Raw genomic sequence first — 19,390 nt, forward strand, 5'->3', positions numbered from 1 at the left:
CATGGGATTAAGTGGTATTAGCCCTCTGTCTTTATTATTAATTCTAGTCATTATCATTGCTCTTTTTGGCACCTCCAAATTGAAAACCATAGGTACTGATCTTGGTGAAGCTATTCGAAACTTCCGCAAAGCTTTGAATGAAGAACAAAGCAATGAGCCCGCAAAAGAGGATAATAAACTCTCATGAGCGGCGGTGAGCTTCTTGTCATTTTGATTGTTGCTTTCATTGTATTTGGGCCTAAGAAGCTTCCGATGCTGGCAACACATTTAGGATTACTAGTAAGAAAGTTTCATCAACTTAAAGCACAGGCTGTGGCACTCTGGCAACAGCAACTTGATGTACTGCAATTGCAAGAAAATCAGCGTAAAGCCAAAGAAGCAGATGAGCAGTATAAAAAGGAACAATCATCCTAAATTTTAGTTATGCGTCAGAGAAAGTGGATAATGCAACCACTGTACTTACACTAACGAAATTGTTTTGAGGCTACAACAGATTTATTTTAAATCTTATTGTTTAATTTTTATGATATTTTTTTGCCATAATTAATCATTTTAGCGAATGATTTCCATATAAAGGCTGTAAGCTACTTACATGCAATGAGTGTATCTCATTGTAGCCTCATGAAATCTGGATTTATATGCAAGATTGTAGGAGCACACACAACAACAAAAATGCATCATCGTAGGATTTGAACATATATATTTAAATACTCGTTAAGAAGCTTATAATAGATTTATGAATTGTAATCTGAGTATAAGCATTGACACTTATCCTACATCTCCCACTTGACTGAGGGGCGTAGAAAAAGATTAAGCAGCCGTAACCATATTGCCCCGGGTTACAGCTTCGCTTTCGCTCAGGCTACAAGATAATGACTTTATAGAGACAAACTCATGAGTCTTCAAAAAAATTTATCTCAAGATGCAGCCCTTAAATTCATTATTCTTACGGGTATTGTAAGTCTCTTTGCAGATATGACTTATGAAGGAGCGCGCAGTATCACCGGCCCATACTTAGCATTATTAGGGGCCAATGCTGCTGTAGTTGGCTTTGTATCAGGTTTTGGAGAGTTATTGGGTTATGTACTCCGTATGGTTTCAGGTTATCTTACTGATCGCACACACAAGTATTGGACCATTACTATTTTAGGTTATACCCTTAATTTATTAGCCGTCCCCTTGTTAGCAATAACAGACCAATGGTGGTTTGCTGCCACCTTGATTGTTACTGAGCGTATAGGTAAAGGAATTCGTACCCCGGCTCGTGATGCAATGCTAGCTCATGCAGGACACCAAAAAGGAATGGGTTGGGCTTTTGGCTTACATGAAGCATTGGATCAAACAGGTGCGATGTTAGGTCCTTTGATTCTTGCCCTGGCACTTTATTTTAAAATAGGCTATCAGTATTGCTTTGCCTTACTCTTAATCCCCGCATTATGTGCCTTAAGTACTTTATTGCTCGCACGCTGGCTCTATCCACGCCCTCAGGATTTAGAGGTACACCACGATACACTTGAAGTGGCGGGCATGGGTATGAATACCGCTTTTTGGTTGTATTTATCTGGAGCAGCACTCATAGCAGCAGGCTATGCCGATTTTCCTTTAATCGCCTATCATTTTCAAAAAACAGGTCTTTTATCTCCACTATGGATCCCAATTTCTTATGCAATAGCAAAAGGATTTAACATAGTAAGTGCTCCATTACTTGGCCATCTTTATGATCGTTATGGTTTTATTATTTTAGTTATCGTTTCTTTTTTATCGTGCTTTTTTGCACCTTTAGTCTTTTTGGGCAATGCCAGTCTGGCTTTATCAGGAGTTATTTTATGGAGCATTGGTGTATGTGCTCATGAATCACTGATGCGGGCTATAGTTGCGGGCATGATACCCAAAGAAAAACGAGGTTCAGCTTATGGAGTGTTCAATACCGGATTTGGCATTTTTTGGTTTTTGGGGAGTGTGGCTATGGGTGTACTCTATGACATTTCCATTTCTGCACTGGTTATCTTCTCCATTGCAATTCAATTGTTGGCATTTCCTTTCTTAGGTATCGTTATGAGCAAATTGAAAAAATAAATACCTCTATTTTTGTGCTGCCAATTTTTGCAAATGCTCGCCTGCTAACCGAAACTGCAGCAAATCGGTTCGCGGAGATGCCCCTATAAATTCAAAGAACTCAATTCCTTTCTTATTCCAGGTCATTGTATGTCCTTCCATGCGACAACATTCTTTCTCGATTGCTATGTGGGCAAGATTTGACAACAATGCAGAACCCAAGCCATGGTTACGATAGAGTTCATCTACAAATAGCTCTTCGACATAAAGAATGGGGGCTGCTTCTGAGGCGCAGTAGGAAAAGAAAAATAAGGCATAACCAGCTGGCTTTTCCTTATATTCAGCCAGTAAGACATAAAAATACCTCGTTCGCCCAAAACCATGAGACTCTATTTTATCTAGAGTCAAATTGACTTCTTCCGGTTTTTTGCGCTCATGTTCCGCCAATTTGTTTACTAAAAAAAAGATTTCTTCTTTGTCTTTTTTCTTAGCAATGCGAAAAGTAAACTCCATTTGCTACTCCTTTCCACCATACAATCTTAGTCAAAACGATTTACTGGTTGATGACAATAAGGGGCTTTATGATGTTTGGCATAATAATCCTGATGGTATTCTTCTGCCGGCCAAAATGTTTGTACTGGAAAAAGACGGGTAGCCACTTGATAACCTCTTTTTTGCAGCATTTGCATTAAGGTTTCCGCTTCTTCTAATTGTTCTTGATTGTAATAAAATACAGCACTTTGATATTGCTGGCCTATATCAGGACCTTGTCCCGATTTTTGTGTAGGATCATGAATTTCAAAAAAGCGTTTCAGAACCTGATGGTAATCGGTCTTGGCCTTATCATAGATAACCCGTACGGCTTCGTAATGCCCTGTATCACCTTGACACACCTGCTCATAACTTGGTTCTGTAGTAATACCCCCAGTATAGCCCGCCTCAACGCGAAGAACGCCGGGGATTTGCTTTAAAAAATGATCCACGCCCCAAAAACATCCACCAGCCACAATCGCTTCTTCAGTATCTAAAACCAGGTTGGATGCTACAAAATCAATGGAGGCTGAATTAACGCAATGACGCAAATTCTTTTGCGTAAAATATTCGCCAGTAAAGACATGCCCTAAATGGGCATCGCAACGCGAGCAGAGTATTTCCATACGCCTGCCATCGCTATCTGGAATCTGTTTCACTGCATGGACGATGTTATCATCAAAACTAGGCCAGCCACACCCTGAGCTGAATTGACTTGACCCACGAAATAAGGCCAAACCACAGCGTCGGCACAAATAAGTGCCGATAGTCATAACCGAATTATAAGACCCAGTGTGAGGATACTCTGTGGCTTTATCGCAAATTATCCTTTTTGCTAAAGGAGTCAAACTGGCTGTTTTATCTAGATAATCGTCCATAGCTTACCTTGGTTGCGCTTGACAAATTTTGTCTGCTAAATAACCCACCGCCCCTGCATAATAAATGGAATTATTATAATGCAAAATCATCTTGTAATTAGGGAAGGTTAAGAAGGTTGGCCCACCTAATGGTTGCACGATACTACCTTGCAGATTTTGATAAGGTAACGGTTTACCATCTTCTGTTCGCACCCCCATAGCATTCCAATCACTCACAGGTTTGACAATGGTTTTACCCTCCATTGCCATATCAAATTTACGCGGTAACTTGACTTGGATTGCCCATGGCTCTCCGGTTTGCCATCCATTTTGCTTCATGTAATTTGCAATTGAAGCAAATACGTCGGGTTTGCTTCTCCAAATGTCTTTTCGACCATCGCCATCATAATCCACAGCATATTTAACCCAACTCGAAGGTAAAAATTGTGGCTGCCCAGAGGCGCCAGCCCACTCCCCTTTGAAGTCAGTCAAACTAACGTGTCCTTCATTCAGAATACGTAACGCAATAAATAACTCTTTACGGAAAAAATCTTTACGATTGGAGTCATAAGCAAGCGTCGCTAAAGCTTTCACAACGGGAAAATTCCCCATATAAGTACCATAGCTCGTTTCCATTCCCCAAAATGAGACGATAAAGCAAGGATTTACCCCATATTGTTTGGCTACTGCTTCCAATACTGCCTGATTCTTTTTATATTCCTTGCGTCCTATAGTAATTCTATAGGGATCGACGCGTGTGCTGCGGTACTTCATAAAGGTAAGGCGATGTTCTGGCTGCGAACGTAAAAGCCCTTTAATTTGATGGCTTGGCTCATGGATCCCTGCAAAGGCTTCATCAAAAATCTCTGGTGAAATCCCTTTTTGCAAGGCCTCTGTTCTGACTTCTGCAACCCAACTACTCCAATTCTGTTGTGCAAAGGCAGCATGATGTACTAGAACACATGCGATAATCGCAAGTCCCCATTTTTTCATAGCCCTTCCCCCTGATTTTTTAGTTATCAACTGCCATCTTAATATAAGATAGACCATTTATCTTAAAACCGTAGTTTTGACATTTATTGTAGCCTGGGTGTAGCCAAGGCTACGTATCCCAGGCTACCAAGTTAAGCGATTATACCTTGAGTATTACAACGCTTCCATAAATGCTGTTAAATCAGCTTTTTCGTCTTTAGTTAACTGCAATTGCAAGACTAAGTTAAAAAACTCAACTGTATCTGCCAGAGTTAACAAGCGACCATCGTGTAAATATGGTGGAGAATCTTTTACTCCTCGTAGAGGAAATGTTTTGATTGGTCCATCGCCAACTGCTTTTATACCGTTAATCAACTGTGGCTGGTAGAATTTTTCTGTCTGTAAGTTATGCATGGTGTTATCAGTATAGTACGGTGGTGTATGGCAAGTGGAACATTTTGCTTTGCCAAAGAATAATTCTTGCCCACGTAATTCTGCAGGACTTGCTTTGGCGGGGTCCAGTTTACCTTCCCAATTCAATTTAGGTGCAGGAGGAAAATCCAGAAGTTCTTGGAATTCCGCCATGAAGTGAACTTGACTACCGCGCTCCAGAATATTGACTCCTTTTTTAGTGGCAATAACAGGATCACCATCAAAATAAGCTGCTCGTTGCTCAAACTCCGTAAAGTCCTCAATCGTTTTTAATGCACGTTGGGAGCCGAACAATCTTTGAATATTCACACCGCGTAAGGTGGGAGTATCGATGCGATGACGAAATTCTTGAGGTCTAGCATCACCTGCCAAATGCGTTGCTTTGTTCGTATGCCCATTGGTATGACAATCAAAACACGCCACGCCACGACTTGGTCTTACGGAACGACGGTCTTCGGTTTGGTTAAACTGCTGTTGTGGGAAGGGCGTAAGTAATAAACGTAATCCCTCGATTTGTTTCGGATTCAATATCCCATTAAATAATTCATAATAGTTTTCGAGTGTGACCACTTTACCTTGTGATACATCACCAAGATCGGGCCTTGTTGTCAGAAAAATCGGTGCAGGGTAAGGAGGTAAAAAATGATCCGGAATATCAAAATCCAAATCAAAACGGGTCAGATCGCGATCTTCTTGTTTCTTAATTTCATCAATAACAAATTTGGGAAATAACATCCCTCCTTCAGGATGATTGGGGTGCGGTAGCGGTAAAAATCCTTGCGGGAATAGGCCTTTTTTCTTAATATCATCAGGACTCATTTTCGCGAGCTGGTCCCAAGTAACCCCTTCCGCAAGCTTCACGCGAACACCTTCTTGTATCGGTTTACCGCCAGACATCGTCACCGTTTTAGACGGGTTATTACTCAAGTCATAACGCCGTTTTAACAGTTCTTGTTGACGCGTGTTGATCGCCTCTTTGGCGCTACTCATGCGCTGCAAAATACTCGCAAAAGTCTCGTGAATCACTACCGGCATATAACTTGAAGGGACTTGGGCATTATTTGAAGACGCAGTTTGTGGCGAGGCAGAATCAGCAAAAGAAAAAGAAATAAAACCTGATGTTAAGACCAGCACCCACAAAATTTTTTTAACCATATGCAAGTCCATTTAATGATAAAAAGAATTTTTCATCATAAGTTACTTATAAATTCAGTGCAATAGAGAGATAAATTGTGTACATGTAGCCTGGATGCTGCGTAACGGAACCTAGTTTGGCAACCCATTCTTCCCCGGGTTTCGTTACGCTAACCAGGCTACGAACATAACGCTCAAGCATTACTCGCTACGCAAAGAAACTACCGGTTCTAATTTTGCAGCGCGTCGTGCGGGATAAAAACCAAAGAAAATTCCAGTGGCGGCCGAAACTAAAAAACCCGCTATCGGCGGAAGAAGATAGATTGAAAAATTCCAATCACTAAAATAGGCCAAAATACGTGTAAAAGTTAGCCCTAAAAGCACGCCAAGAATACCACCCAGTAAAGAAAGCATGACTGATTCGACTAAAAATAGCGCTTGAATCTCACTATTTTTGGCACCAACTGCTTTACGGATACCAATTTCTTTTTTTCGCTCACTGACTGAAACCAACATGACATTCATCACCCCAATGCCACCAACCAGCAATGAAATGCCACCAATGACCCCTAGCAATAAGGTAAAAATGTGCCCTTGATTTTCCATACTGGCAATAATTTGTTTGGCACTACGCGAGAAAACACTCAGCTTGGGGGCTATCGAACCAACAATTTGTTTTATTTCCTCAATCACCTCATCTATAGGGCTATCAGGTTTCAACTCCAACACCACATTATTTACCTTCGCATCCTTACTGACGAGATTAATTCCTGCCAAAGGAATAATGGCAGCCTGATTGACATCTTCATTAAAAAAGCCATTTTCTTTCCAAGGCTCAGCCACACCGATGATCGTATATAAGGATTGTCCTATACGTAATTGCTTGCCTATGGGATCATCAAAACTGATCTCTTGAATTTGCCGTGCCAAACCCGCACCAATCACACAATAATGTTCATAAGATTCAACAAAAGAAACAAAATGGCCGGCCGCTAACTTAATATGCACAATTTTCGCCAAATGCTCATTCGCGCCAATGACCGCTCCTTGCATTTGTTTTCCCTGAAAACTTAAAGGTTGATACGCTGTACTATAGGGCGCCATATCAATAATAGAGGGTATGCGTTCAGGTAATTGTTCCCATTGCGCCGCAGAAATTGATTCCATGCTTCCGGATTTGTCAGTCGTTTTTGGATAAACAGCAACCGCCAATAAATCGGTACCTAAGGCCTTGAATTGCGCTAATGCTTTTTCCGTAGCAAGCTGACCACTACTAATTAAAGCAACAACCGCAGCAGTACCCACCAAAATGCCTAAAACAGCTAAAAAAGAACGTAATTTGGCAGCGGTCAAATTAACTAAGGCTTGCTGACAATGTCCAGCAAAATTCATGATGCAGTCTCCGCCATCACAAAACCATCCACAAGAGTGATTTTTCTCTGACACAATGCAGCAACCTGCTCATCATGGGTAATCATAATGATACTACGTCCCTGAGCATGCAAACTTAAAAATAAATTCATTACTTCATTACCGGTACGTGAATCAAGAGCACCGGTAGGTTCATCCGCCAAAATCACTTGTGGTTCCGTTACCAAAGCACGAGCAATCGCAACACGTTGTTGTTGTCCACCTGATAATTGTGTGGGTCGGTGCTGTGCATATTGATGCATCCCTACGCGCTCTAGGGCAACAAGAACTCGTTCCTTAATTTCTGCAGCGCCCACACCGCGATAAACTAATGGCAATGCCACATTTTGCATGGCACTAAATCTTGGCAATAAATTGAATTGTTGGAAAACAAATCCAATGTTTTGATTGCGTAACTCGGCTAATTCATCGTCAGTCAATGCAGCAACATTACGATTTTTCAATAAATAAGTGCCAGAATCTGCTTTATCCAGAAGGCCCATAATATTCATCAAAGTCGACTTGCCTGAACCAGAGGCACCGACTATAGCCAATAAATCGCCTTCATATACGGTAAGCGATATTTCTTTTAAAATCGTCGTGCTGATTCCCTCTAAGTGGTAGGTTTTAATCATATTAGACAGCGCCATTAATGGCTGCTGAGTCTTGGTTGCATGACGCCCATCCAGCGGTTTCAATGCAGGATTTAAACGTTGTTTCAGAGCACGCATATCCCCGTCTAACTCAGAAACAGCGTTTTTATCGCGACTTATAACGAGATCACTCATAAACCACCACATCACCGACCTTTAAGCCGGTCTCGACAACCACTAAATCTGCTTGCGCAGCGCCTGTTGTAATCACGCGCTTTTCACTAGTACCTGGCTTAGTTTGTAGCTGCACGATGCTTTGGCCTTTTTCACGTTTTATGGCAGCAATAGGTATCAGCAGCTGTTTGCCATTATCTACGCTTAATTCTATGGATGCACTCATACCTACTTTGATCCAACGTTGTTGTTCGGGAGTTAAGTTTCTAACCTCAACTACTGCGGTAAAAAAAGGCAGCCCATTGCTCGTTGACGCTTGTGCATTCACGGTAACCAACTGTCCTTTTAATTGATATTTACCAAATGCAACACCGCTTACTGTAGCATTCATGCCAGTTTGAATCTGAGTGATGTCAATTTCTGGGACATCAATTTCGACGTGGATCCCAGATAAGTCACCAATTAAACCAATAACTTGGCCCGGCTTTACGGTAGTTCCTACAGTAACTCGCGCACTTTTATCCTCACCGGCTTTAGGTGGGTACAGCAATACTCCATCATTGGGTGCTTTTAAACGAATCATATTATGATTTGCGGCCAAAATGTTTTTTATCTTATCGAAATCAGCCAAACTTAAAGCAGATAGATTTTTGGGGCCATTTTCATCAAGTTTTTCCAACATTTCCGTCAACTTACGCGTGGTTTGCATTAAGGTAACCCGACCAGTATCCACATTGGATTTTTCACTCATGTAGTTATTTTTGGATAATAAGCCTGCATCCCATAAATCCTGAGTTCCAACAAATTTGGCCTTTGCTATGGTATAACTGTCTTTAGCTTTTAAATATTCAGTTAAAGTGTCATTAAATTGCCTTTGTAACTCAGTTGAGTTAAGCGTTAAAATGATATCGCCTTTTTTAACCAACTGCCCATAATGAAAATTCATTGTTTCAACCACAGCTTCAATTGGACTGGCAATTGTATCTTCATGCAAAGGCTGAACCGTTCCGGTAAAATGCAAGGTCTTATGCATGGTTTGTTCTGTAACTTTATACTGGTGTAATGCGACCGTTTTTTGCTTTTCACGATGCCCACATGAACATAAAAGAAATCCTATCAATAATAAAATTATAAGTTTTGACTTGTTGAGATACCTATTCATCCACCATACCTTAATTTAATTTGCCAATGCTCCAACGTTGTTCCCAAAGTCTTTTGCAGATTAGATATCTGATTGAGATATGCAATTTTTGCATTGATTAACCCAGACTGCGCTTGAATCAGCTGATTTTGCGTGTTATTTACATCCAACGCACTGGATATGCCTGCCTGTTGTTTTTTCTTCTCCAATGCATACGATTGCTCTGCCAGCTTCACTTGTTTTAGCGCCAGTTGATAACGTTTTGCCAAACTATTTATGTTGTTAATCGTATTGGTTATATTCGTTATTAAAGCGCGTTTTGTAGCAAGTAAATTTAAACGGTCTTTTTCCAAGCGCACTTTAGCGTTAATTAATTGGCTGCGCCGACCAATATCATGCAAAGGCACAGTTAGGGTCAAACGAGCAGCCTCAGTGAGGTTATTTCCATTATAAATCCCACTAATACCTCCATTAACGCCGGTCACATCATTCACAACCCCACTTTGCACATTGGCTGACACATCCAATTGCCAGAGTTGTTGATTCTTAGCTACTTTATAGGCACGCTCATCAGCCCGCAATGTCATTTTTTGTGCTAAATAAATCGTATTATGGCTTAAAGCTTGATCAATAGATTGCTGTAAATTAGGTACTGTGAGTTTTTCTAAAACAACATCGCTAGGAACTGAGATGTGCATTTCTGGGTCAAGGCCTATGGTCTGTAAAAGATCCTGCGATGCCGTTTGAAAATCATTTTCCGCCTGTTCCACCATTAAACTTAATGACTCGATTTGATAGGATTGCTGAATATTACCAGTCGGTTCTAATTGCCCCGCTTTTATTTTTTTCTCATTAATTTCATAAGACTTTTTGGCCTCTTTTAGCTGCAAACGCTGATTTTGTAAATTATTCCCACTCAAAATAAGCATGCGATAAGCCATAAGGACTTGTGTGATCTGATCTGCCACTGACTGTTGTAAGTTTAATTTGTTTAACCACTCATTATCTTCTGCATCTAAAAGTGCTGCCTCGTTGACTGATTTCCCAAACCCCCGCAATAGGGGCTGGGTCAAGGAAAAATTCAAGGTAGGATTGTAATTATTATTTTCAGAGACGTTATTATTTATCGATAAATTGGCTTCAGTACCGAGTTTTGTTTTCAAATTAAATTCGGGGCTGGCGAGCAGAGTATGCGTGGTATCGGTACCCACACCATTGAACTTGCTTTTTTGCAACACGCCCGAAGCACCTAAAGCATATTGTAATTCAAACTGATTGTGCGCCAGGCGCAATTGATAACGTTGCACAATGCGATCCAGTTCCACATTTTGAATATTGGGGTTGTAACGTAAAGCCAATAAAATCGCATCCCTTAGACTCAAATGATGAACTTTTTTATTACGTGCGGCAGGAGAAGTGGGGAGCTCTATCCAGTTATGTAACATAAATTCAGGATTTTTTATTGCTTGCTGCAGCCGCTCTTCCGCTTGTTTTACTTGTAAATCGTCATTAACTGGAATTGACCAGGCATTAAAGCCTAAGAGGAGGCAAACTAAGAAAAACGTAATGCCCTTTCTGTTCCCCAAAACATACCGTGACCTGAAAGATGCAGCGATGGAGTGCACATTTTTTAGTAACATCATTTTTTATTCCAGACTGCAAATCGCTGCATATCCTGCAAGCGTAATGCAGTTAATTGGCCACCCCAAAGACATCCGGTATCTATTGCATGAATTTTAGGATTAGGACATTGCCCCATTAAAGCGGCCCAATGTCCAAAAACAAGATCGACATCAAGTTCTTTACGATGCGGTACCTCATACCAAGGATAAAGATTTGCGGGCGCCTGAGCAATAGTTCCTTTATAACTCAACTCAAGCTGCCCTTGTGCATCGCAAAAACGCATACGTGTAAAATAATTAGTAATCACCCGCAGTCTGTCACTTCCCCTGAGACCATCAGACCATATATTGGGTTGATTGCCATACATCTGCGACAAAAAATCGCGATAATGTTCACCAGCAAGTACTTCTTCAAGCTCCTTGGCAAGCTGTACCGCCTGTGGCAAGTCCCACAAAGGACAAATTCCCGCATGACACATAAGCACATGCAGCTCTGGGGAATAATATAAAATGGATTGTTTTCTTAACCAATGCCCTAGAACTTCAGCATCTGCAGCATGCATTACTTCCTGCAAAGTATCATCATGTCCTTGCCATGGTCTACCACCAAAGAGCGAAGCAAGCAGGTGTAAATCATGATTGCCAAGGGTGATGCGGGGTGTAACGGGTAAAGAACTCACAAAACGTAAGACAGCCAAAGATTCTGGGCCTCGATTCACCAAATCACCAACAAACCATAGGCGATCTGTTTTATCGTCAAAATCTATGAGTTCCAATAACCGTTGTAAAGGTTCATAACAACCTTGCACATCACCAATTGCATAATCAGGCACCGTTTTTTGCTCCTGGCCTATGCGTATGTCCATCATGGTCAACGTCTTGCCATTTCCCTGCCGCATCCAATTTTTGCAATGAATTAGTCAACCCACGGCTTTGTTGCTGGGTAAACTGACTGCTAAATTGTGCTTTATGAATCAATTCCGTGGCAGACATAGATTCTACTTTTCCGGTATTCATTTGCATTACTTTTACTGATTCTGGTAAAGCTAAAGCATACTTAGAAAATACAATTCCGGTTTCCATTTGATTTTTTGTTTCAAATCGGCTGAGCACACCACCATCAGCAGCACGAGTATGTAAGCCTAAGGATAAGAATCCATTTTGGGCCGCTTGCCAATTTTTATATTCAGGATGTTCACGTACGAATAATTGATACATTTCCGCACACATTAGCATACCACCAGGCACCATAAACAATGGCGCTTTATTAATCATAATTCGGCCTTCATCCAAGGCTTTTATCATCCATTGGATAAATTCCATCCCCATTGCTTGTTCTTTTTCTAATAAACTTTCAGGCTGACCACCAGAAAAAGTACCTGCACGGTAACGACCCCCGCTATGAGCCGCAGTGCCCCTCACCATAAACTCAAGTAAATAACGCTGGATGGCAATCGCTTCTGCACGAATTAAAATGGCACCTAAAGTCCCGGCCGAACGCTCATCTTCATTTAATAAAGCAAGCCATACCGAGAGAACTTCCGGATTAGATGCTAACCAGGCAAATCCACTGGCTGGCATAAGGGCTCTTGCCAACAATAAATTGAGGCGACGTCGAAATTCTATTTCGGGCTCTTTTTCAAACTCGTAAAAGTAATAAACGCCGGTATTACTCATATTCTCCAGCAAAGGATTCCATTCTTTTAAAAATTGACGGTTCGCGTCATAAAAACTAACACGGTAATCAACAAACAATTTGCCTATACCTTGAAGAATTGCTGCGGAAAAAAGCGCATATTGCCAAAGCTTTTGTTCTTCAGATAATAAATCAGGCTGATCCTGCAGCATGAACTCCTGAAAAAGACTCAGTGCCGCTTCGGTACGGTTTAGCGCATAATCGATGAGTCCACCTTGCTGTGAATAATAACTATTTGATGTTTCAGGTAGGTTTTGACAATAACTGGCTAAATTATTAATCAGCATGCCGCACAAACTATCATAGCGCGCAGTTTCCAGACCAGATAACATTCTAATTTTTTTGAGCAATGTCTGCCGTTTATCTTCTGATAAAATAAGATTCGCATTCACAATGCGGGTTAAATCTTTTAAGGATTTACCTTGTGAGGACAAAGAACCCTTACGCTGACGTTGACGGTGAAACAAGGCCATCTCCATAATAATTTAATAACTCCAAATTGAAAAATTATGTCCATGATGATTAATTTTACACTATTTGGAAATAAATTTCGCTAGTTGAACATATTCCGAAATAGAAATTTGTTCTGGTCTTTTACTTCCATCAATTCCCAAAGTGCTCAATTGCTCAGCCGTTATTATCCCCTTTAAATTGTTATTAAGCGTTTTTCGGCGCATAGCAAATGCACTAGCCACTAGCCGCTCCAACTGCGCTTTAGAAACTTCTTCAAAGGGAGAAACGCGATGGGGTATAAGACGGACCACCGCAGAATCTACTTTGGGCCGTGGATCAAATGCTTCCGGGGGAACATCAAACAAATAATCCACAGCACAATGATATTGCAGCATCACCGTTAAGCGGCCATAGGCCTTACTACCCGGCTCTGCTGCGATACGCTCTACCACTTCCTTTTGCAACATAAAATGCATGTCTTCTATAGATGATGTAAAACGTAATAAATGGATTAACAAAGGTGTGGAAATATTATAGGGTAAATTACCTACCACACGGAGTTGGGAGCCAAATTGGCTGTAATCAAGGGTTAATGCATCAGCGGCAACCAAACGCAATTTCCCCTGCGCAATAGCCAGTTCTGCAAGATATTTCTGTAAATCGGTATCGATTTCGACAGCGGTTAAATGATTTAAACGCCGCAACAATGGTTCAGTTAACGCACCCAAGCCTGGACCAATTTCCAGCATATTATCTTCTGCTTGCGGATTAATTGCTCGTACAATGTCATCAATGATGTGCCGATTTTGTAGAAAATTCTGGCCAAACCGCTTGCGTGGGCTATGCCTCACCTTAGTTCATCCCATAAAGTAAAAAGCTAATTATACCGTGCATCCCCAATAAAAAGTAGCCTAGGCAAGCAAAGCAGAATCCTGGTTTTCCATAACTCCGTTCATAATAGGTTGTAAAATCCAAGCGCAAATTGATATACCCAAGAAAATCCAAAATGCTATTTTTAGCCTATCACTTTTTTTGCGTTTCTTGGGTATAGCATAAACTTATCAATTTGGTGTAAAATTCGGCCACTATGAACAAGGCTGGAATAATTATGGCTTATAGAAAAATGTTAAAATCAAAAATTCATCGTGCTTGTGTCACAGAAGCCGATTTGGACTATGAAGGAAGCATTACGATTTCTCCAGAACTTCTTAAAGCAGCAAATATATTGCCTTATGAAGCCGTCAATGTATGGAACATTACTGCCGGCACTCGCTTTGAGACTTATGCCATTACTGGCAGACCGGGATCTACGGAAATTTGCGTTAATGGCGCTGCGGCACATCTGGTAACTCCTGGAGATTTAATTATTATTGCCTCTTTTAGTCAAGTATTGGAAGAAGACTGCGCCAGTCTAGTTCCAACCGTGGTTTTTGTTGATCAGTTTAATCGTTTAAGAGAAATCAGACCCGAAAAAATTGGCGTTAAAAACAAAGAGCTTGCTGAGGCTTAAAAACGCCCTCATCCACCCTAGCAGGCACCTTCTCCCCATGGGGAGAAGGGAAATTAATATACATAAAAAAAACTCATGCTCAATCATCTCATAGAATTACGCCGTCGTGGATTACAAACTCTAATTTGGTTTGGCAGCTTATTTTTTATTTTCTTTTTTTGGGCAAATGATTTATTTCAGGCCTTAGTTAGCCCACTATTGCATACGCTTTCATCGCAAGAGGGCTTAATTGCTACGCAAGTCACCTCACCCGTATTTACCCCACTCAAGCTCGCTGCGGATGCAGCAATATTACTAAGCGCCCCCATTGCTTTATTTCAATTTTGGCGTTTTATTAGTCCAGGCCTTTATCGAAGAGAACAAACGACACTGCGTATTGCTCTAATCTTCAGCCTCTTACTGTTTCTTGCTGGGGTGTTGTTTTGTTTTTATTTGGTACTGCCATTTATGTTTCATTTTTTTGCCCACGCCTTGCCTAAAGGAGTGCGCTACATGCCTGATATGACCTATGCATTGGATTTCATCACTAGAATGCTCATGATCTTTGGACTTTGCTTTCAGGTACCGTTGATTTGTTTTGTCTTAGTGCGCTTAAAAATCATTGAAGTGATGACACTCAAAAAAATCAGACCTTATGTCATTGTTGCTGCTTTTATTGTAGGCATGTTACTAACTCCCCCCGATGTTTTTTCGCAAATCATACTCGCCGTACCACTTTGCTTGCTTTATGAGGCAGGAATTATTCTCGCCATTTATTTAATTTAGCCCACTGCGCATTTTTTTAAATAAATTAGATGCCCGCTTAATGACCAATCAATCATTGTGCTTTATAATCGCCCGCTCATAATTTAAGCATGTGGATGTAAAATGTTAGAAAAAAAAGAATTAAAACGCCAATATCAAGCAAAACAAGAACAAATTAAATTACAAAGAGAGTATGGTGCTCAATTACAAAAAACAAAACGTGAAAACGAAGAGGCCATAGCCGCCCTTAATCACGACAATAAAAGCATCATAGAGCAGGGAATACCCTTAGCTTTACAATTGGTGCAGATAAAAGCAGGCCCATCAAACAGGTTGAATCTGGAAGACAAGCAAGCAGTCTTAGACTATGCCCAAAAACAAATGGCTACTTTAAGTGTAGAGGAAGAACGTACTAAAAGTCTTTATAATAAAACAAGTAAATTCAATGAATTACTGAAAAGTGTCGCAAAACATCTAAAAACCGGATATAGCAAAGAGGAAGTTACAAGACTTGTAAATCAATCGGGTGTATCAGGTTCTGCATCCGCTCAAAATAAAGGCTTTGCTCTTTTACTGGAACTGCTCGGAGAAACTCTAGACAAATATACTTGGACCTTGGATTCTACAGATAGACGTAATTTATCAGACGCCGTTTCCAAAAAACTGGCTAGTCTTGTATACCCTCTTAGTGTTGACGAGCAGAGTTTAAGGGAGTTTTCCTCGGCTTCAAGAGCATTAGGGACTCATCAATTAAAACTAACCAGCAATTATGAGGAAAAAGAAAAACTTGCCACAACGGTAATGCAACTGAGCCAGCAGATAACGCAAATAGATAGCGTTACAATTAAAGAGCTTACAGAGCAAGCAGCAGAGCTTGAGCGACAAATTGGGGAAATAGAGCAGCAAGAAGAACTGGAAAGACAGCAGAATTTAGCACGACAACAAGAGCTACTAAGACAACAACTAGAAAGCCAACAAGAATTAGCAAGACAGCAAGAACCACAAATACCCGCACAACGGCCAGACATACAAGAAAACCTGGCAATGCAAGAGAACGTAGCGAAGCAACAGGCAATGGCACAACGCGGAACCCTTACCACCACCGTGATGCAAATGCTTAAAACGTATCAGAAGGAACGTGAAGATCAGTATCTGGTTAAAGATTTTTTTACTTCTGAAGATAAGGATAACCGCGATATATTCATTGGTGAACTGGTTAATGAAGAAAATGGACTATTAAAGACATATGTAGAGAACGGCAACAACGACGCAGTGCTTGACAAAATTACTACGAGCATGGATAAATTTCCTGGTGTCAAAATGCAGGCAGTCCTTAATCGAATTGTAGTGATGCTCATGGATGCAGATTCTAAACCCGAAGCTGTAGAAAATCTTCATCAACAAGCGACACAAGCACTGTCAACTTTACAAAGAAAAGATGAACGACATCGGCAATATGCTCTGAAAATGCGCCGTTTATATAAAAACATTACGGATATAGAAGCTTATGCAGAAACCTTGCCTGAACATGAAAATGGAATCATGAAACAGCTTGCTGCGGATCTTAGAAATGATATCGAGCACTTTATTTATCAAAATCGCACTGGGATGCCAGAAAAAGAGGCATATCAAAAATTTGAAATGAAATTTAAAGCACGCTTACACAGTCATGATGATGTCATGAGTGAACATAAATCTTGGCCTGTGATTATCGCCAGCTTTGTGTTTAACCTGGTTACAACAGGTAAATTGATTTATTCAAATGAGGTAATCAAAAGAGCAATCTTTTTCTGTGATGAGGCTGAGACGCAAAAAGAAAGCGAAGCTCCTGCGGATGAGGCTCTGGAAGATATAAGAAACCTATTCAATACCGTAAGCGGCTAGGTGTAGCGGCACTGCCATTAAGTTTCATGTCATTCCCGTGTAGACGGGAATGACAGCTATTGCAACTACATCCATTGAATATAAAATTCTCATCATAGAATAGAAATAAACCGTTTATATTTGTATCATTCAGCTTAATTTTCTTATTTAAGATAAGATGAATATGTCCAATGAATTAAGGCTGGTAGCACATCTTCAGACACAAGAATTATTACGTCAACATGTCTCGTCTCATTTTCATGAAATCAAACAGCAATACAGTAAATCAGATCCTTGGCTAAAAGAAGAATTAAAAAAAGTTGTCCGCGAAAAACTAAGTGAAACTAAAAAATTAGCCATTATTTTAGTCGATATACAAAATGACTTCGTACTGCAAGGTTTTGCTTTATATGCCCCGGGTGGCGAAACTACGCTGGTTCGTAATATGGCATTACTTGATGCGCTCGCCGAACTTATTGCAAATCGCCCCATACTTTGCCGTCAAATCGAGATTATTACCACGCAAGATGCGCATGTGGCACAACGAACTATGGACAGCATCGACGCGCAGATAATGATGCAAAGTTATGGGAAAATACATACTCAGCGAGCCCTGCATATTGAATATAATGAATTACAGCAAGCTAATCCAGAAGCGAATCAATATGGGTTACATTGTGTGACCGGTACCATAGGTGCAGCTATTTCACAGCCCATCGAAGAGCGGCTACAGCGCTTGCAAGGAAAAATCCCAATCTATCGCTTTGCTAAAATCAATTTCTCTGCGCCTACCGCAGGAATGAAACTGAAAGAGGGAATTGATTTAAGTGATCCATGCTTTTTAAATGCAACAAATCCTATTTATGATGAGTGTGCGCTGTCTTTTCTCCAGTTTTTTCAAAATCAAGCATACAACGAGCTGATGATTACGGGAATTTGCGGAAATATTTGCGTTCAACAAGCTGCCGAAGGCTTGATCGAAGCAGGCGAAAAAGTATGTGTGCTTGATCCCTGTGTCCATTATCTCATTATTCCAAGTGTGAATGCATATGATGAAACATGGACAGCAGTTCAGCAAGCCTATGCTGCAAAGGGGATAAACTCGATTGAGCTGGACCATTTTCGGTCGAATCCTGAATGGCACAATTAAAAAATTTTCCGCGCATTGAAGTGGAGCAGCAAGACCAATTTGCAACAATTATATTGTCGGGCCAAGGCCCGACCTTCATGCTTTTTTCGGGCACGTAAATAAGCGTCACGCAAATAAGTGGTTAATACCTAAACGAACTACGTGGCCATTGAATTGCGAGGTAGCACTTACGGCATTAACAAAAAATGCATCCCCGGCATTGGGTCCCCCATTAATCATACTGACTAGAGGAGTTGCGTTATATGTTTTGGAGCCTAAGTCATAGTACAAATATTCTAATTTCGTACTCCACTGCCCTTGATAACGCCATTCTAAAGTCCCCCCTACAGTCCAACCACTCCGTGTCGAAGAGGAATGCACATCACTGGTAAATCGTTTTACTAAATTATTTGCCGTTCCCAGATAATTCTGAGCAAGCTCAGCATCCAAACGAGTTCCCCCGTAGGCATAACCGCCTGTTGCCGCGAAAAGCAAGGAAGGGGTAGCTAGAATGCCTAAGCGTCCACGTACTGTTCCTAAATAATCAATATCCTGAGTTAAAGCCAAATTTGACTCTATTTTTGACGTGGTAGCTCTAGGAATGGGAACAATTTGGTGTGCAGAACTTGTTTTAGTTCCAGGAGTTATGCCTTGAATATCCGTTTCTACCCCCAGAACAAAATGATTCAAAGAGTACAAATATCCAACCTGTCCGCCACCGATAAAGTCTTGATACGTTGGTGATAAAGAAAATGTGCCTGCAGTTACCGAAGTAGACGCTCCTAGTGTAGGAGAAGCAATGGGCAAGGGTAAGGTGCGCAGCGTAGAAACATGTGTGCGTACTTTATTATGCGCATTGGCATAACCACCATTAATGCCAGCATAAAAGCCAGTCCATCCTACAGTAGGGGCAGCTGCTGCAGCTAACAAAGAACTGGTTGCAAGCAGAGCAGCAGTGCAAGAAAATTTGATAAAATTCATAAGGATAAAGTTGAAAATTAATGTAATTAAAATTCTATCATGGAATATTTTAACAATCCAACTGAGCGACGGCATCACCATAATGAGCGCCCC

At 40.8% G+C, this 19,390-nt stretch carries 19 protein-coding genes; 7 read left to right on the plus strand and 12 right to left on the minus strand.

Annotated features, from left to right (window positions below):
• Position 1: 1 nt before the first annotated feature.
• The 3 genes from tatA (at position 2) to BGO44_RS14750 (ending at position 2,076) form a co-directional block, all read left to right on the plus strand.
• Positions 2 to 187, plus strand: coding sequence for a twin-arginine translocase TatA/TatE family subunit (gene tatA / locus BGO44_RS14740; protein ID WP_058511492.1), 186 nt, complete (start codon positions 2 to 4; stop codon positions 185 to 187).
• Positions 184 to 414 carry a Sec-independent protein translocase subunit TatA/TatB gene (locus BGO44_RS14745; RefSeq protein ID WP_058511491.1) on the plus strand — a complete coding sequence of 77 codons (231 nt, stop codon included), beginning with the start codon at positions 184 to 186 and terminating at the stop codon, positions 412 to 414. Before tatA ends, BGO44_RS14745 begins: the two co-directional genes overlap by 4 nt.
• 480 nt (positions 415 to 894) lie before the next feature.
• Positions 895 to 2,076 (plus strand): MFS transporter, encoded by a 1,182-nt coding sequence (locus BGO44_RS14750; protein ID WP_058511490.1) that lies wholly within the window; start codon positions 895 to 897, stop codon positions 2,074 to 2,076.
• A 6-nt stretch (positions 2,077 to 2,082) separates the two neighbouring features.
• On the opposite strand, the gene BGO44_RS14755 is transcribed toward BGO44_RS14750, so the two are convergent.
• The 11 genes from BGO44_RS14755 to rsmA form a co-directional block, all read right to left on the minus strand.
• Positions 2,083 to 2,568: a GNAT family N-acetyltransferase gene (locus BGO44_RS14755; protein WP_273198714.1), complete on the minus strand. Its 486-nt coding sequence runs from the start codon at positions 2,566 to 2,568 to the stop codon at positions 2,083 to 2,085.
• A gap of 26 nt (positions 2,569 to 2,594) precedes the next feature.
• Positions 2,595 to 3,464: a bifunctional methionine sulfoxide reductase B/A protein gene (locus BGO44_RS14760; protein WP_058511488.1), complete on the minus strand. Its 870-nt coding sequence runs from the start codon at positions 3,462 to 3,464 to the stop codon at positions 2,595 to 2,597.
• A 3-nt stretch (positions 3,465 to 3,467) separates the two neighbouring features.
• Positions 3,468 to 4,436 carry a lytic murein transglycosylase gene (locus BGO44_RS14765; protein WP_058511487.1) on the minus strand — a complete coding sequence of 323 codons (969 nt, stop codon included), beginning with the start codon at positions 4,434 to 4,436 and terminating at the stop codon, positions 3,468 to 3,470.
• Positions 4,437 to 4,589: 153 nt separating this feature from the next.
• On the minus strand, positions 4,590 to 6,002 hold the full coding sequence (locus BGO44_RS14770) for a cytochrome B6 (RefSeq protein WP_273198713.1): 1,413 nt from the start codon (positions 6,000 to 6,002) through the stop codon (positions 4,590 to 4,592).
• 180 nt (positions 6,003 to 6,182) lie between these two features.
• The gene (locus BGO44_RS14775) at positions 6,183 to 7,373 is read right to left on the minus strand and encodes an ABC transporter permease (RefSeq protein ID WP_058511485.1); all 1,191 of its coding nucleotides are present in this window, start codon (positions 7,371 to 7,373) and stop codon (positions 6,183 to 6,185) included.
• Positions 7,370 to 8,041 (minus strand): ABC transporter ATP-binding protein, encoded by a 672-nt coding sequence (locus BGO44_RS14780; protein WP_273198786.1) that lies wholly within the window; start codon positions 8,039 to 8,041, stop codon positions 7,370 to 7,372. Before BGO44_RS14780 ends, BGO44_RS14775 begins: the two co-directional genes overlap by 4 nt.
• Positions 8,042 to 8,171: 130 nt before the next feature.
• Positions 8,172 to 9,320 carry an efflux RND transporter periplasmic adaptor subunit gene (locus BGO44_RS14785; RefSeq protein WP_273198711.1) on the minus strand — a complete coding sequence of 383 codons (1,149 nt, stop codon included), beginning with the start codon at positions 9,318 to 9,320 and terminating at the stop codon, positions 8,172 to 8,174.
• The gene (locus BGO44_RS14790; RefSeq protein ID WP_058511483.1) at positions 9,317 to 10,942 is read right to left on the minus strand and encodes a TolC family protein; all 1,626 of its coding nucleotides are present in this window, start codon (positions 10,940 to 10,942) and stop codon (positions 9,317 to 9,319) included. Before BGO44_RS14790 ends, BGO44_RS14785 begins: the two co-directional genes overlap by 4 nt.
• A complete protein-coding gene (locus tag BGO44_RS14795) occupies positions 10,939 to 11,754 on the minus strand; it encodes a symmetrical bis(5'-nucleosyl)-tetraphosphatase (RefSeq protein WP_058511482.1) in 816 nt (271 codons plus the stop codon). Before BGO44_RS14795 ends, BGO44_RS14790 begins: the two co-directional genes overlap by 4 nt.
• The gene (locus BGO44_RS14800) at positions 11,747 to 13,096 is read right to left on the minus strand and encodes a TraI domain-containing protein (RefSeq protein ID WP_273198709.1); all 1,350 of its coding nucleotides are present in this window, start codon (positions 13,094 to 13,096) and stop codon (positions 11,747 to 11,749) included. The genes BGO44_RS14795 and BGO44_RS14800 overlap by 8 nt, the downstream gene beginning before the upstream one ends.
• Before the next feature lie 54 nt (positions 13,097 to 13,150).
• Positions 13,151 to 13,921 carry a 16S rRNA (adenine(1518)-N(6)/adenine(1519)-N(6))-dimethyltransferase RsmA gene (gene rsmA, locus BGO44_RS14805; protein ID WP_273198708.1) on the minus strand — a complete coding sequence of 257 codons (771 nt, stop codon included), beginning with the start codon at positions 13,919 to 13,921 and terminating at the stop codon, positions 13,151 to 13,153.
• 257 nt (positions 13,922 to 14,178) lie between these two features.
• Here rsmA and panD point away from each other — a divergent pair, with 257 nt between their 5' ends.
• The 4 genes from panD to BGO44_RS14825 all read left to right on the plus strand — a co-directional run bounded on the left by panD (position 14,179) and on the right by BGO44_RS14825 (position 18,337).
• Positions 14,179 to 14,580: an aspartate 1-decarboxylase gene (gene panD / locus BGO44_RS14810; RefSeq protein ID WP_058511479.1), complete on the plus strand. Its 402-nt coding sequence runs from the start codon at positions 14,179 to 14,181 to the stop codon at positions 14,578 to 14,580.
• A gap of 75 nt (positions 14,581 to 14,655) precedes the next feature.
• Positions 14,656 to 15,345: a twin-arginine translocase subunit TatC gene (gene tatC, locus BGO44_RS14815; protein ID WP_058511478.1), complete on the plus strand. Its 690-nt coding sequence runs from the start codon at positions 14,656 to 14,658 to the stop codon at positions 15,343 to 15,345.
• A 102-nt stretch (positions 15,346 to 15,447) separates the two neighbouring features.
• Positions 15,448 to 17,208 carry a Rad50 family protein gene (locus BGO44_RS14820; protein WP_273198706.1) on the plus strand — a complete coding sequence of 587 codons (1,761 nt, stop codon included), beginning with the start codon at positions 15,448 to 15,450 and terminating at the stop codon, positions 17,206 to 17,208.
• A gap of 163 nt (positions 17,209 to 17,371) precedes the next feature.
• Entirely contained in the window at positions 17,372 to 18,337 is a 966-nt protein-coding gene (locus BGO44_RS14825; protein WP_273198705.1) for a cysteine hydrolase family protein, read from the plus strand.
• A gap of 105 nt (positions 18,338 to 18,442) precedes the next feature.
• Here BGO44_RS14825 and BGO44_RS14830 read toward each other — a convergent pair whose 3' ends face one another.
• The gene (locus tag BGO44_RS14830) at positions 18,443 to 19,297 is read right to left on the minus strand and encodes an outer membrane protein (RefSeq protein ID WP_273198704.1); all 855 of its coding nucleotides are present in this window, start codon (positions 19,295 to 19,297) and stop codon (positions 18,443 to 18,445) included.
• Positions 19,298 to 19,390 lie beyond the last annotated feature (93 nt).

It is taken from the genome of Legionella sp. 39-23 (assembly GCF_001897665.1).
GTDB classification, from domain to species: domain Bacteria; phylum Pseudomonadota; class Gammaproteobacteria; order Legionellales; family Legionellaceae; genus Legionella; species Legionella steelei.